General features: G+C 44.6%; 13 protein-coding genes and 2 tRNA genes. 12 read left to right on the plus strand and 3 right to left on the minus strand.

The window, feature by feature from the left end; translation table 11 throughout:
* The first annotated feature begins 45 nt into the window (after positions 1-45).
* From B3N33_RS00530 to B3N33_RS00545, 4 genes are all read left to right on the plus strand, one after another.
* Positions 46-780: a DUF4912 domain-containing protein gene (locus tag B3N33_RS00530; protein ID WP_214078600.1), complete on the plus strand. Its 735-nt coding sequence runs from the start codon at positions 46-48 to the stop codon at positions 778-780.
* 4 nt (positions 781-784) lie between these two features.
* Positions 785-2,389: a glycoside hydrolase family 57 protein gene (locus B3N33_RS00535; RefSeq protein WP_214078599.1), complete on the plus strand. Its 1,605-nt coding sequence runs from the start codon at positions 785-787 to the stop codon at positions 2,387-2,389.
* Between the two features lie 868 nt (positions 2,390-3,257).
* Positions 3,258-3,491, plus strand: coding sequence for a peptidylprolyl isomerase (locus B3N33_RS13100; RefSeq protein WP_422655888.1), 234 nt, complete (start codon positions 3,258-3,260; stop codon positions 3,489-3,491).
* A 47-nt stretch (positions 3,492-3,538) separates the two neighbouring features.
* Positions 3,539-4,693 (plus strand): hypothetical protein, encoded by a 1,155-nt coding sequence (locus tag B3N33_RS00545; protein WP_292591803.1) that lies wholly within the window; start codon positions 3,539-3,541, stop codon positions 4,691-4,693.
* Positions 4,694-4,726: 33 nt separating this feature from the next.
* Here B3N33_RS00545 and B3N33_RS00550 read toward each other — a convergent pair.
* Positions 4,727-4,802 (minus strand) — tRNA-Gln (locus tag B3N33_RS00550).
* A 56-nt stretch (positions 4,803-4,858) separates the two neighbouring features.
* Between B3N33_RS00550 and B3N33_RS00555 the strand changes: the two genes are divergently transcribed.
* From B3N33_RS00555 to B3N33_RS00590, 8 genes are all read left to right on the plus strand, one after another.
* Positions 4,859-6,523: a nucleoside kinase gene (locus B3N33_RS00555; RefSeq protein WP_214078597.1), complete on the plus strand. Its 1,665-nt coding sequence runs from the start codon at positions 4,859-4,861 to the stop codon at positions 6,521-6,523.
* Positions 6,524-6,534: 11 nt separating this feature from the next.
* On the plus strand, positions 6,535-6,810 hold the full coding sequence (locus tag B3N33_RS00560; RefSeq protein ID WP_099829161.1) for a metal-sensitive transcriptional regulator: 276 nt from the start codon (positions 6,535-6,537) through the stop codon (positions 6,808-6,810).
* Positions 6,811-6,918: 108 nt separating this feature from the next.
* Complete coding sequence (locus B3N33_RS00565; protein WP_422655889.1) at positions 6,919-7,389, plus strand: methyltransferase domain-containing protein; 471 nt, start codon at positions 6,919-6,921, stop codon at positions 7,387-7,389.
* Positions 7,390-7,527: 138 nt separating this feature from the next.
* The gene (locus B3N33_RS00570) at positions 7,528-8,766 is read left to right on the plus strand and encodes a S41 family peptidase (protein WP_214078595.1); all 1,239 of its coding nucleotides are present in this window, start codon (positions 7,528-7,530) and stop codon (positions 8,764-8,766) included.
* Entirely contained in the window at positions 8,763-9,437 is a 675-nt protein-coding gene (locus B3N33_RS00575) for a hypothetical protein (RefSeq protein ID WP_214078594.1), read from the plus strand. The genes B3N33_RS00570 and B3N33_RS00575 overlap by 4 nt, the downstream gene beginning before the upstream one ends.
* Before the next feature lie 100 nt (positions 9,438-9,537).
* Positions 9,538-11,952, plus strand: coding sequence for an efflux RND transporter permease subunit (locus B3N33_RS00580; RefSeq protein WP_292591808.1), 2,415 nt, complete (start codon positions 9,538-9,540; stop codon positions 11,950-11,952).
* Positions 11,953-11,955: 3 nt separating this feature from the next.
* Positions 11,956-12,573 (plus strand): hypothetical protein, encoded by a 618-nt coding sequence (locus tag B3N33_RS00585; RefSeq protein WP_214060502.1) that lies wholly within the window; start codon positions 11,956-11,958, stop codon positions 12,571-12,573.
* Positions 12,570-13,190, plus strand: coding sequence for a metallophosphoesterase family protein (locus tag B3N33_RS00590; RefSeq protein ID WP_214060503.1), 621 nt, complete (start codon positions 12,570-12,572; stop codon positions 13,188-13,190). Before B3N33_RS00585 ends, B3N33_RS00590 begins: the two co-directional genes overlap by 4 nt.
* 65 nt (positions 13,191-13,255) lie before the next feature.
* Here B3N33_RS00590 and B3N33_RS00595 read toward each other — a convergent pair whose 3' ends face one another.
* Together B3N33_RS00595 and B3N33_RS00600 are read right to left on the minus strand one after the other, a co-directional pair.
* Entirely contained in the window at positions 13,256-14,509 is a 1,254-nt protein-coding gene (locus B3N33_RS00595) for a Glu/Leu/Phe/Val family dehydrogenase (protein WP_214060504.1), read from the minus strand.
* A 181-nt stretch (positions 14,510-14,690) separates the two neighbouring features.
* Positions 14,691-14,765 (minus strand) — tRNA-Arg (locus tag B3N33_RS00600).
* Positions 14,766-14,933 lie beyond the last annotated feature (168 nt).

A 14,933-nucleotide genomic window follows, 5' to 3' on the forward strand; every position in this document is an offset into this window, starting at 1 on the left:
TTATCATCTACTCGAGGAGAAACTCATGCCCAGGAGGTTTTCAACATGATTAACGAAGAAATTCAATCTTTTCTAAGTTCCGACCCGACGATTCAGGATCTCCGACGTTTCGCGAAAATGATGGGGATTAACCTTAAGAGAACTATGGGAAAAAAGGATATCTCTCGTGCTCTGAAGAAGCATGCTCAGGAGAGCAAACATGTTTCGAGCGATGCAGCGACAAAGACTCCCTCAGAGATCCTTCGCCCTTCCAAGCCAGTAAATGCAGAGATCCCATCATCCTACTTTCATGATTTTGTTACTATCCATCCAGTGAATCCTTACTGGGTGTATGTGGAGTGGGATCTTTCTGAACGAACTGCTCGAGATCTTTCGACCTCTCAATTCAGGCTTCTTGTAAGAGTCAGTGATATTACTAACATCATCTACGATGGAAAGAATGCTCACAGATTTAAGGAGTCTGACATCTCTATCGATGCAGGCAACTGGTATTTCCAGGTTGATTTTCCCGATGCAGACTACATTGCCGAGATCGGTTACTACAGTGACGGTCATTTCAAGAGCGTTCTTAAATCTGGAATTACGCGGACACCGAGGAACTCGCCGAAGTTTACCGATAATGAAATCTGGGTAGATCTGAGAAAAGGCTCTAGGAAAGAGTTGAAAGTCTCTCACGAGAGTTCTAGACGTGCGAGAATCACGAAATCTTCGGGACCAACAGGCAATCCTTCTTCTGAAGAGTTCATCAAGACTATCTCGAAGAGCAGAAGCGGGAGATGATTTTATGAGCAGAGGGAGATTCGTATTAATGCTCCATGCGCATTTGCCGTTTATCAACCACCCTGACTTCCCGAGTTTCATGGAAGAGAGATGGCTATTCGAGGCCATTACAGAGACATATATACCGCTCTTACAGGCTTTCAGAAGGCTGAGGAGTGACGGAGTGAATTTTAAAGTGACGATGAGCATAACTCCGCCTCTGATGGAAATGCTTGCCAATAACGACCTGCAGAAGAAGTATCTCAATTATCTTGGATCATCGATTGAGCTTGCAGAAATAGAGATTTCGAGAACCTCTGCAGAACACCCGGCCGCCAACAGACTGGCTACGCATTATCTTCATGAACTGGAAGACATTAGGAAAGTCTATGAAGAATGCAACTGCAATCTGGTTGGAGAATTCTCAGGGTTCCAGGATAGCGGAGAATTGGAGATTGTAACATGTAACGCTACTCATGGTTTTCTACCTCTGATGACCAATTTCCCTGAGGCGATAAATGCTCAAATAAGCATCGGAGTTGACTCCTATAGGAGACATGTTGGGAAGGACCCTAGAGGAATCTGGCTGGCCGAGTGTGGTTATGTCCCAGGCTTCGATTCGTATTTGCGCGAACACGGACTTTCTTTCTTCTTTGTTGACTCTCACAGCCTTTGGTACGGAGATCCGGCACCGAGATACGGAGTATACAGACCGGTAGTTACACCAGAGAATGTTTTTGTGCTCGCAAGAGATCCCGAATCAAGTCAACAGGTATGGAGTGCCGAAGTTGGTTATCCCGGTGATTCAAGGTATAGAGAGTTTTATAGAGACGTGGGCTTTGACAGGGAAGAGGACTATATTAGGCCCTACATAGATCCGAGTGGAGAGCGGTGCAACACTGGAATAAAGTATTATAAGATAACTGGCAAAGATGTACCCCTCAACGAAAAGAGCTATTATGACTTGGACGATGCCCGAAGAGCTACTGTAGAACACGCAAAGGATTTCGCAAACAGAAAGAGAGAACAGGTTAGGAGGTTATCCAGTCAGTTTGACGGAGAAGAACCTGTAATCGTTGCTCCTTTCGATGCAGAGTTGTTCGGTCACTGGTGGTATGAAGGTCCTCTGTTCATTGAGGAGCTTTTCAGAGAACTTAGCGGAGATGACATTGTTGTTCCTTCAACTCCTCCAGAAGTTATCAACTCAATGGATCAGGCACAGGTAGTCACTCCCAATACCTCTACCTGGGGAGCCAACGGATACAACGAAGTTTGGCTGAATGGTAGAAACGACTGGATATATCGGCATCTGGATGAAGGCTCCAGGAGAATGATTGAACTCGCAAGGAAGTTTGAAAGAACAGACGACGCACTTAGAATCAGGGCGCTAAATCAGATGGCTAGAGAGCTTCTTCTTGCTCAGTCAAGCGACTGGGCATTCATCATAACAACTAACACGACAGTGGAATACGCTGTTAACAGAACCAAGACTCATATTGACAGGCTGCTGAGGCTCTATGGAGAAATCGAGAGTAATTCGATAGATGAAAGCAGACTGAAAACCCTGGAATGGATTGACTCCATATTTCCGCACATTGACTTCAGGGTCTACGCTAAGCAGGTCGGTTAGTTAAATCCATCATTTTTCTTGACGTTGCGCCGATTACAAGAGCAAACTTACTATGGTATAATTCGTGAAGCCGGGGGAGGCATGAACCTCCCCCTCTTGGTTGTAGAGTATTTGGTGCTTGGAGGGAGTTGAAAAGTAAATGCCAAAGAAGAAATCCAGAGGAAATCCTAATTTCATGAAATCTATTCAACGGCCTGTCGTTTGGGCAGTAGCTGTACTCTTTGGAGTTGGAATTATTTGGTGGTCCGTTGCCCAGTATATTGGAAGCGGCTCTCAGGGAAATCAACAGAACACAGGAGCTACGGTCAATTTCAGCGAAACCGTTGGAGGGCTCACAAAGGACGGCACACCTCTTTCTGATCCAAATTACTGGATTACCTATTCAGAGTACGAAACATCGGTACGCGACACACTAACGAACCTGAGAAGCCAGGGGTATACCCTAGATCCGTATTTTGAGATGGAAAACTATCCCAGCGAAATGGGAATTAGATACGACATATTCATGTCATTGATCGATCAGAAGACACTGCTTCTCTATGCAACAGAGAATGAAGTCCTTCCGACGACTGCACAGGTCGAGTCTGAGACAAAGAGGATAGTTGATCAGTATGTTGCAGATGAAGAAACCAGATCCGCAATAATCTACCAGTACGGTTCTGTCGATGCCTTCTCAGCGCTCATCAAAGACTATGTGGCAACGCAGTTGCTAACTGTGAATGTCACAAACAAGGCGATTCCAGACATGAATAGTCGCTTCCAGACTTTTGTTGAGGAGAATCTAGAAGGTTTGAAGTTCGATTATGAGAGGGTAGATGCAGACCATATCCTTGTTTCTGATGAAGCGAGCGCAGTCGAAATAAAGGCGATGATTGAGAATGGTGAGGTCTCATTTGCCGAAGCCGCTACTAGGTATTCGATAGACACAGGTACTGCAGCCAGTGGCGGTGCCCTTGGGGAGTTCAGAAGAGGAGAGATGGTTCCTGAATTCGAAGACGCTTCTTTTGACGCAACTCCCGGCGTTTTGGTCGGCCCTGTCGAGTCACAATTCGGATACCACCTTATACTTGTAAACAACAAGTCTACATTCGACAGCNNATGAATCAGTTTGAGAACGCTGAATTCGACAAATGGATCGCAGAATACAGAGTGGAGAATAATCTATCGCATGTGATAAACGATCCCGATCTTCAGATGTATTCCAAGTATGATGAAGCAAGAAGAGACAGACAGGAGGCCAAGAGATTTCTGGAAGAACTCGAAAGCGACTATTTTGACGAATCCGGAAATGTCCTCATAGGCGAATCGTACCTTCCGGTTGTCTTCTATACGCAGTTAGTTGAGGACGAGGTAACCAACCTCAGATATCAGGTGTTCGATTTGGAAGATCTAGAGGATCTCTTGTTGGCTCTTCCAGCAACCGCAACATCGATGTCGATTGAGGATATTAACGGTCAGCTTGAAACAATTCCGGCAACAAACACTGAATTGAGAAGTGTTCTTTCTGAAGCTAAAAGGGCCCGAGAATACATGACAGAATTCAGTGTTGAGAGTTTGGAAGAAGTTCAGGAGATGCTGGCAGATAAGCGGAAAGTCTATGACGAAACGAACTCCCGTTTCGAGAGCTCTATTAGATACCTCTATTCTGTAATGCCCAACTCAACAAAAGTCGTAAACTATATGTACCAGATAGACGGCAATAATCCAGAAGTCGCATACATGTACAACGAGAACTCCTACAACATGAACGTGAGGCCTCTGCTGGAGAACCCCGCCTTGCTGGACAGCTATCTTCAATACTATAGTCAGTACTTTGGAGCGCAGGCTAGATCTCTCTTGATTGACTCTCCTATTCAGAGCATAGAAGGAGATCTGAATCGAAAGGTAATTAACTCTACAGAAGCCGCGACGGATCTGAAGATTAGTGCGCTTTATCTGCTTGTTGACATCTATGAGAAGATGGCAAATCTGGAGCAAAACGAACCTCTAATGGAGATCTACCTTATGGCTGAAAAGCATTACCTGGAGAAGCTTCTGGAATTTAATCCGGAAGACGAGACTATCAGGAGTCTAATTGAGACTATCGAATTCTATATCTCAGAACTGAACGCTAGCCAAACGATCGATGCAACCGAGACAGCTGACTCAACGGAGTTCGAAACCTCTAGCGACATAGACTTTGACACCGAAGTTACTCCAGGCGAATTGAGTGTTCCATTTGAAATCGAGGCACCTTCACAAATAGGAGATGTCGATCTGGACGTAAGTCTTGATAGCGAAGGACCGAACGAGACAAACAACTAGTCATAAGAAAGGGTGGCGATAGCCACCCTTTTCTGGCTGGGGCGGCAGGATTCGAACCTACGGATGTCAGAGCCAAAATCTGATGCCTTACCAACTTGGCTACGCCCCACAGCAAATAGATTCTAACATCGACTATTTGTGGTGTCAACGATTTGGAGTGATTCTATGGCTAACCACGAGATTTTTGTAAAAGAACTGGGTAGGAAAGTTACAGTAACCAAAGCGACTACTTTCTATGAACTTTCCAAAATGTGTGTCAGCTTCCACAGAGCTCCCATTATGGCCGCGAAATCAGGCAATGCTTTGATAGAGCTTTGCAGAAAGGTAAACGGGGAACAGGAAGTAGAGTTCGTAGATCTGTCTTCTCTAGACGGGTTAAGAATCTACACAAGGGGAACTCTGTTCATTCTCTTCATAGCAATCAGAGAGCTCTTTGGAGCTGTGCAACTAAATGTCCATCACTCAAGAGGCTCTGGCCTTGTCTGTGATATTGAGTGTGTAGAGCCTACTTCGGATAATCTGAAGACAATTGAAGACAAGATGAGACAGCTTGTTGAAGAGAACCATGTCTTCGAAAAGGGAACGTTGGGCAAATTTGAGGCCATTAGGATGTTCAACGAAGATGGGCAGAGAGACAAGGCTCTTCTGTTCAAATACCGAAAGAAGTCAACCGTGAACATTTACAGATGTAAGGGATACCTAAATTACTTCTATGGATATATGCCCTTTTCGACAGGTGCGGTTAAGAACTTCGCGCTAATTCCGTATGGAGAATACTTCATTCTGAACCTTCCCAATACCGAAGAGCCAGACAGACTACCAGTATTTGTTGATCAGCCAAAGATCTCAACAGTCTTTCTGGAGCACGAGAAATGGGGGAAGATTCTTGGTGTTAAGACCGTGGGCGAGCTGAACGAAATAATAAGCAAAGGTCCAAAGGAGATAAGAGAGATAATCAATATTGCGGAATCTCTCCATGAAAAGAAGATCGCTGCGATTGCAGATCTCATAGCCGCACACAAAGAGCCTAGTCTTATCCTTATAGCCGGCCCTTCAAGCTCGGGCAAGACTACCTTTTCTCAGAGGCTGATGCTGCATCTAAAAGTACTGGGGATGAAACCTATACAGATATCTATTGACGACTACTTCGTCGATAGAGAGAAGACTCCGAGAGATGAAAACGGAAACTATGATTTCGAATCGATTTATGCTCTCAACATAGAGCTATTTAACGAACAGATTTCACAGCTGCTTGACGGAAAAGAAGTCTTGCTTCCAAAGTTTGACTTCATTCTTGGAAAGAGCGGATTTCATGACAAACCTATCAGGATCTCCGAGGGTCAGCCTGTCATAATCGAGGGAATTCACGGCCTAAATGAGCTGCTCAGCAGTTCCGTACCTCACGAGAGAAAGTTCAAAATATACGTCAGCGCTCTGACGCAGATGAATCTCGATAACCTGAACAGAATACCTACTACTGATGTCAGATTATTGCGTAGAATCGTGCGTGACAATCGATTCAGAGGGCACTCGGCGCTTGATACAATAAGAATGTGGTCAAGCGTTAGGAGGGGAGAAGACAAGTATATCTTTCCCTTCCAGGAAGAGGCGGATGTGATGTTCAATTCTGCAATTGTATACGATTTGGCAGCATTGAAAGCATTCGCAGAACCTTTGCTAGTTCAGATAGACGATTCGGTACCAGAGTATCTTGAAGCTAAGAGGCTTCTGAGGTTCATAGATTACGTGCTCCCCATGACGAATCTGGAGGATATTCCGAGAACCTCCATTATAAAGGAGTTCATAGGCGGCAGTGTATTCGGTTCCTAAGAGGTGAAGGCATGCACGGAGTTGATGAAGAGACCAGGAAAGCGGTCTTGAATAGGTTGAAGAGGATCGAAGGCCAGATCAGAGGCTTGCAGAAAATGGTTGAAAACGACAGGGTTTGCGGAGACATTCTTACTCAGGTCTCTGCAGTGAACTCGGCTCTTTCAAGAGTATCGGAGATGATTGTCAAAGGCTACGCAAGAAAGTGCGTTGTCGAAGCCAGTGAATCTGGCCAGATCGAAGAACTCGATAGCCTGATTGAGAACATAATAAAACTCAGAGGAGTCTAGATGATTGAATACGGTGACAAAGTACTGATCCTGCTTGAAGATGAAGAAACAAAGTACTTCTCTGAAGTCGAGAAAGGGACAGTTCTCAAGACTCACTGTGGAAACCTAATGATTGATTCAATTGTGGGCAAGGAATTCGGAGAAAGGATCAGTCTTGGTCTGAGAGATGCGTATTTGATAAAACCGTCTATCATCGACGGAATCTTTTCGTTGAGAAGATCAACTCAGATCGTTTACCCGAAGGATATTGCGTTCATTCTCTTAAACCTGGACATAAAACCGGGTGACGTTGTCTACGAAGCCGGAACGGGTACTGGCGTAATGACTTCAGTCTTCTCTCGTCAAGTAGGTGAGTCTGGCAGAGTCGTCACCTACGAGAAGAGATCAGACTTCTTAGAGAAGGCCAAGAAAAATGTCGGGCACCTTGGATTTGCAGAAAGGGTGAACTTCGTAGCGGGAGATATTGTAGAATGCAAAGACAGTAAGATAGCCGATGCCTTCTTTCTTGATGTTCCCGAACCTTCTNNTGCCCTACAGCCAACCAGGTTCAAGAAACGATCGGGATTCTTAGGAATCTAGGAGTTATCGATGTTCAGGTATGGGAGATAATGGCAAGAAGCTATAAGACCAATCCCGAAAGGTTTAGGCCGGAAGACAGAATGGTCGGCCATACTACATACCTGGTGTTCGGTATAAAAGTAGAAGGGAGGAAGTTGCATGACTAAGAAGAAAGCCTTTAGGATAACGGCGTCGATCGCGGTTCTTATTGCGGTCTTCTTCCTGGGGGCATTTACAACTATGACGGACGATGAGATGTTCGAGAAGTTCAGTCCTGTGTTTCAGATACTTACATATATAGATCGAAACTACTACGACATTGAAAAGGTAGATTATGACGTGATTCTAGATGAGACTCTGACAGGTACGATGCGTGGACTCGATGATCCATTTGCATGGTATTTTGATCCCGTTCAAACCAGGGAGAATGAGCTTGACACAAGCTCCAAGTATGGTGGTATTGGTTCTACTGTTCAGTACAACATTCAATTTGATTGTCTTGAAGTGGTGGCACCTATGGCCGGGAGCCCGTCAGAAAGAGTGGGCCTAAGACCCGGCGACTTGATTCTTACAATAGATGGAGTACCAATTTCCGATGTCGGCTATTACGGTGCCGTCAACATGCTCAGAGGAGACCCCGATACCCAAGTGGTTTTGGAGGTCTACAGAGAAACTCTCACTGAGCCTTTCTTCGTTGAAATTACCAGGGCATTCATTGAAATAAGGAGCGTAAAGAGTGAGTTGATAGATATTGAAGATATCGAAATCTCTTATATACACATTACGGGCTTCAACGCGCCAACCTACGATGAATTCCAGGATGCGCTAAACCTTAGCAGAAACAGCGAGGCCTACATAATCGATCTGCGAAACAACCCAGGCGGACTTCTGCAAAGTGTTCTGAACATCTCATCTCTCATTCTGCCCAAAGGCCAGAGAGTAATAACGATTAGGTACAGAGACGGTCAGGAAGAAATATACAACTCATGGGGATCCAGATACAATGCCTACTTCAAAGACAAACCAATCGTTGTGCTTGTTAATGAAGGAAGCGCATCGGCCTCAGAGATACTTACTGGAGCGTTGAAAGATCACGGACTGGCAACGGTTATCGGAACAAAGACCTTTGGGAAGGCTGCAGTTCAGACTGTTTTCAATCTTTCCAATGGAGGCGAAATATGGCTGCCAACTGCTCATTATTTCACTCCAGATGGTAATGATATTCATCTTCAGGGTATAGAACCAGATATCATCGTTGAACCGGGTGATGATGTCCTTGAAGAGAACGGAAGCGAACTAACACTATCCAAAGCCACTATAGACATCGAACATGATCTTCAACTCTTAAAAGCAATCGAGATAATCCTCGAAAGTCCAGGAGTGAAGACCGTAAATTGAGAATCGCAAGTTTGCCAATCGTAATTTCGCTAATTGCCTTGATTTTCGGGCTTTTGGTGATATTGTATGTTAATCTGGAAGCTCTTCAGAATATCGGGAGACGGAGTGCCGCTCCCGACTTCTTTCTTAGAAACAAGTTTCTGCCGGTGCTTGAAGGTTTCAAGAATCATCTCGAAGCAGTTGAGGAGTTCAGCTCTGTACTTAAACAGCTAGAGAAGGAAAACGTAGGACCCTGGATAATGTCTACTGAAAACGAGGTGAGAACGTTTGTCAGTCCATACTTTGAAACCTTCTCGAGATTGCAGACACTTTTTGTCATTGAAAGCGGAAAACAAGGTTCAAGAGAAAGAGAGACAATCGACTTTTTCGGTTCAGCTGTAACCAGGCTGGAGTTCATCGACTACGGAGCTTTCCGACTAAGTTATATCCCCGGCTACACAATCGTTATGGAATCAGACTTCAATTCATTGCAGGAAGAAGGGTTCGAATTCGCCAAAGTCCATTATATGCACTCTCTCAGTCCTGGAAGGTTCGTTTCAGATGTTTTCTCCGGCAGTGGGCCCATTGTGGTTCTCAGAGAAGGCGCGACTATTAGCGAATCCTTCTTACAGACGGTCGAGAGATACTCGATACCATTTCTTCCGGTCAGATATTTTCTTATCAGGGACTGAACACTCAGCTTTGGTCGCTTAATATCGATCTCTGGCCATGCAAAAGTTGATATACTAGAGTTGCTTGTTCAATTTAGAAGAAATGACTGAGAGTGATTATTTGTTGCAGAGATTGAGTGAGTTCGTGGTAAGACACCGTGCAGCAGTAGTAGTGTTTTTCGTAATTCTTGGTGCATTTGGTGCATACCTTTCATTGAAACTGAATATTGATTCAGATCTGCTTAAGATTCTTCCACAGGACGATCCTGTCGTGAAGCAGTACAATCGCTTCATAAACGGAGACACTTCTGGCGATGTCACTTACATCGTTCTGCAAACACAAGACAAAACTGAAAAGGGAATAGAGAATCTTATTTCGGCTGCGAGAGGGATTTACGAAGGATCAAACGAATTCAGGAGTATCGAATCCTTTGTGAGGTTCGATCTAATGTCTGATCTCGGGCCTCTGGGCCTCCTAATGGTCGATCCAGGACAACTCTCCTCAATCAGAAATCGAGATCAGGATCTTTCAAGGACCGTCCAAAGACTCGTCAACTACGATTTCTCTGCTATTCGAAGCCTTGGACAGATGTTGCTCGGTTTTGAGGACCTCAAAGGACTAGTTGCAAACGAACCGGAAGGCGAAGACTTCATCAGCTTCATAAGACTTCCAGAATCAATTCCTGTTAACGACCCGATGGTTTTGGTTATGGGTATCAGGCTCGATGGGCCTTCTTCCGATGTATCATACGTGAAAAGAGTGATTCCAGCACTAAGAGAGTGGCTTGACGGTGTCTGCAGAGTTTACGGAGTAACTTATGGAATGGCAGGAGATCACTTCGGAACTTACGACTCGCACAGGCAAGTAAATGATGATTTCATGCTGACAACAGTGCTGTCGCTTGTAGGAATCTCTCTTCTCTTCTTCATTGCCTATTCAAGCTGGAAGGTTACCCTATGCGTTTTCTCTTCACTGGCTATTTCGATGTTCATCACTCTCGGCCTTGCTTACGTAATCTTCGGCTCTCTAAACATCATCACTACCTTCGTCACCGCCATAACGCTTGGACTGGGAATCGACTATGGAATACATATGATAACCAGACTTTCGGATGGGGCAAACAGAGAGAAGAACCCGGTAACTCTTTTGTACAGCTCCTATAAAGCTCTTATAAAACCTCTTTCGGCAAGTATGATAACGACAGCTCTTGTCTTCATGATCCTTGCAGTAATCAGCTCCCCGGCCATTCGAGAACTGGGGATTCTCTCTGCAATCGGTATTGTTGTCTTCTTTATCGTAATGACAGTCTATCTGCCCGCAATTTCGATCATGACCGTAATAAATCCTGGAAAGAAGGCAAACATTCACCTGCTCGACAGATTTTTCCTGAGAATCTCGAAGGTAATCTTGAAATTCGGCGTCGTTTTCGGAGGAGTTGTCTTCATGCTTATCCTGATGCTCAGCTATCTTGGTTTGAACAATATTAGAAGCTTTTCCTATACTCCACCCGGATTGATGTCAACCGACTCAGAACAGATCGCAGTTCCCAGCCTAATTGAAAGAACCTTCGGGGGAAGTATTATAAACACAGTGCCATTTATACTTCCAGATATAGATTCTCTAAGAAGGGCGCATGAGGAAATCGATCAGAACCCGAATTTCAAGAGCTCCTTCTCAATACTTTCTGTCATCGAAGGAGGAGAGGGAGATTACATTAATCAGATGCAGCAAGTTACCAGGGAAATCAATGCGCTGAGAGACTCTCCGTTAATTGAGGCCGTTTTCAAGAAAGCAAATTACTATGACTTCGTTGTAGAACTCCTTGACAGAGCGGAATCCATTGAAGGCTCGAATGATCTAATTGACCTTGCTACCGAGGTCATACCGGAAAGCCTGAGAGATCAGCTTCTCTACAAGGCTGCCAATGGTGAGACGTATTTCGTTATGAACTCAGAACCATTATCGATAATCTATAGAAACAACGTCATAAAGATTATTTACGACAGTCTCAGCCCTGAACTCAGAGCTTCTTTCGGAGGGTATCCCAAAGTTTTCCATTACCTGATGGACCTTGTGAGAATCATCTCCCTTCCAATATGTCTGGTTGCCTTCTTAGCAATCTTTGTCGTCGTTTCTATCGAAAGAAAGTCCATCATAGACGGACTCAAAACATTAGTTCTAATGGTCGGAATTTTGATGTCGATGTTTGGTTTAATGGAATTGATGGGAATTGAGACGACTTTTGTAACTGTAATCTCTGCCCCGCTGATAATTGGAATTGGTGTAGACTCACTTGTTTACGTTATACATAGTTCTAGGGAGAAGAAGAACACAGAGCTGGCCAGAACCTTCAAATCAATAACCATGTCTTCGGCAACGACAATGCTAACCTTCTTCTCATTCATTTTTGCAAGGGGAAAACTCCTGAGCACATTCGGTGTAAGCCTCGGATTTGGGGTTCTTGTCGCACTTGTTGTTGCAACCTTTCTAGTTCCTGTGCTACCATGGAACAGCAAAAAAAAGATCGGAGGTTGAGATATGCCATTACATCTTCTGGTGGCTTACTATGTAGTTGATCATGCATTTGTAAATAATCGAAAGCTTGCAAAGATGGATGATAAGAAGTTCTGGATGCATTTCATTTGGGTCGTTCTGATCTTTCTTGCCTTCACTTTCGACGTCTTTCTATCAAGCCCTCTTGGAATACTTTTACTGATACTTTCTATCGGCCTGACAGTCACTGTTGACATGGGCCGCAAGAGGTTGCCAAACCTCTTGATCGAAGTCATTGCGTTTTTCCTGCTGCTTTTTTTCACCTTACTTGGAAGAAGCTTCCTCATAGAATCATTTGTCACTGTTGAGTTTTCCTGGTATCTCATGGGAATGCTTCTGGTAACCGTGGGTGTCACGTACTTTCTTCGAGGGGCCATACTGCCGGAAGAGGCTACCGACTCAATCGGAATCGCTGAGAGAATGTCTATATTTATCTTCATTCTTGCAAATCACTGGACTTGGGTCATTATCTCGGTTGCTGCCGGGCTTGCTTTCCGGGCAGTCTTTTCAAGGGACTCCAAGAAAGAATGGATAATTAGCCCGCTTGCAGGAATTGTAATATCCTTTCTCTGGCAACTCTTTATGAGGAGATTTCTCGGTTGACCTATGCAATCGGTGACATACACGGTTGCCTTTCACCGCTCAAAAGACTTATAAAGGCGATCGATCTCAAAGCTGACGACACTCTTGTTTTCATTGGTGATTATGTGGACCGTGGACCGAACCCCAGGGGAGTCATCGATTTTCTGATATCACTTTCCGTAAACCATGACTGTCATTTCATTCGAGGTAACCACGAGCAGATGTTCCTTGATTATCTAAGAGGCGCCGAAGGATCTACGATCTGGGCTTATAACGGGATGGAAACAACAATCAGAAGTTATGGGAGTATTAGATCTGTTCCAGAATACCATATTGAGTTTCTCAACGAGACTGTTCTTCACTACGAAGAGAACAACTTCATTTTCGTTCATGCCGGGGTACGGCCGGGAATCTCCTTGAAGAAGCAGAATCCAAAGGATCTTCTGTGGATCCGAGAACCATTTCTGGAGACTCCAAACCCTATCAGGAACCGTACGGTTGTGTTTGGTCATACACCCTTAATTAGCGGCCCACTAATTCAAGAAGGAAAGATCGGTATAGACACTGGCTGTGTTTATGGAGGCTATTTGACAGCCTACAGAGTTGACGACAACTTCTACTTATCTGAGCTACTCTGATTCTCCCAACATATAAGAAGAGCGGAAGACAATTCTTCCGCTCCGTGAATCTGACAGCAGATGTATCAGGGATAGATTCCTCTGAGTTTTGTGGCGTGAGCAACCTTCTCTATAGAGTCAACATATGCGGCAGTTCTCATATCGATGTTGTACTTGTTCATTGTCGATGCTACGGAAGCGAAAGCCTCTCTCATTATCTTTTGGAGAGCTCTTCTTACGTCCTCCACATCCCAGAAATAATGCTGTAGTCCCTGTACCCATTCGAAATATGAGACTGTGACTCCTCCGGCATTTGCCAGGAAGTCGGGAACAACGAAGATCTTGTTTCCAAGAACTATGTCTTCCGCTTCCGGTGTCATAGGACCGTTTGCGCCCTCGACGATTATTCTTGCCTTTATGTTCTTTGCATTCTTCTCAGTAATCGCATTCTCAAGAGCTGCTGGAACGAGGATATCCACATCGAGTCCGAGCAGGTCTTCGTTACTGATCTTCTGTCCCTTCGGGTAGCCCTCGATCACTCCGTTGTTCTGATCCCTGTATGCGATCAGATCATCGATGTCGAAACCCTCAGGATTATAAAGTCCACCAGAAACATCACTCACACCGATGACTTTTGAACCCATCTCTTCATCTATTAGCTTCGCCGCAAACGATCCTACGTTTCCGAATCCCTGAACGGCCACCTTCGCCTGCTTCGGATCCATGTCTTTGTACTTTAGAGCTTCTTCGGCAACCACTCTTACTCCGCGACCCGTTGCTTCCGTTCTTCCCTTAGAACCACCTATTTCCAGAGGCTTGCCTGTAACGATTCCGAGAACTGAATGACCAACGTTCATGGAGTATGTGTCCATGTACCAGGCCATTATCTGAGCGTTAGTATTTACGTCTGGCGCAGGAATGTCTTCTCCTTCACCTATTATGATCTGAATCTCTGAGAAGAATCTCCTTGAAAGTCTTTCAATCTCGTTGATTGAAAGCTCTTGAGGGTTCACACAAACTCCGCCCTTTCCACCTCCGTACGGGATACCAACTACCGCGCATTTCCATGTCATCCAGAAAGCCAGTGCCTTCACTTCATCGAGAGTAACGTTCTGATGGTACCTGATTCCTCCCTTTGCCGGACCTCTGGCAACATTGTGCTGTACCCTGTGTCCAGTGAAGACCTTGATTTCCCCGTTATCCATTCTTACGGGGAAATTGACAGTTAGCTCTCTTTTCGGAAAGGACAAGACCTGCCTCATGCTCTGGCTAAGATCCATGACATCGGCAGCTTTATTGAATTGCTTAAGTGCATTTTGAAACAGACTTGTTTCGGCCACGAGAATACCTCCTCCATATTGGTGTTCTTCATTAGAATTCTATGACCATAATGAATACTTCTCAAATCGATGTACGGGCGAATGGCACCGTCTACAGCTAATTAACGTACTCTAAGTAGCCTTTTCTGTGCCAGTTTCCATTATGCTAATTACCAATAAAAAAGGCGAGGAAAACCCCGCCTGGTACCCCCAGAAGGAATCGAACCTTCATCTGCGGATTAGGAATCCGCTGTTCTATCCGTTGAACTATAGGGGCACATCGTGAAAATTATAGCATCATGGTTCCGGCTTTTCAATGACGCCGACTCTTTGAGTAGATTTAATTACGTAATGCATAATAATTAAATCTACTCAAGAGAATTATCATACATTACGTGACGTTCTGTTAAAATTGATTGGACAGACTTCTTAGAGCCTGCTTCAA

This window comes from Mesotoga sp. UBA5825 (genome assembly GCF_002432955.1).
In the GTDB taxonomy this organism is placed as follows: Bacteria; Thermotogota; Thermotogae; order Petrotogales; family Kosmotogaceae; genus Mesotoga.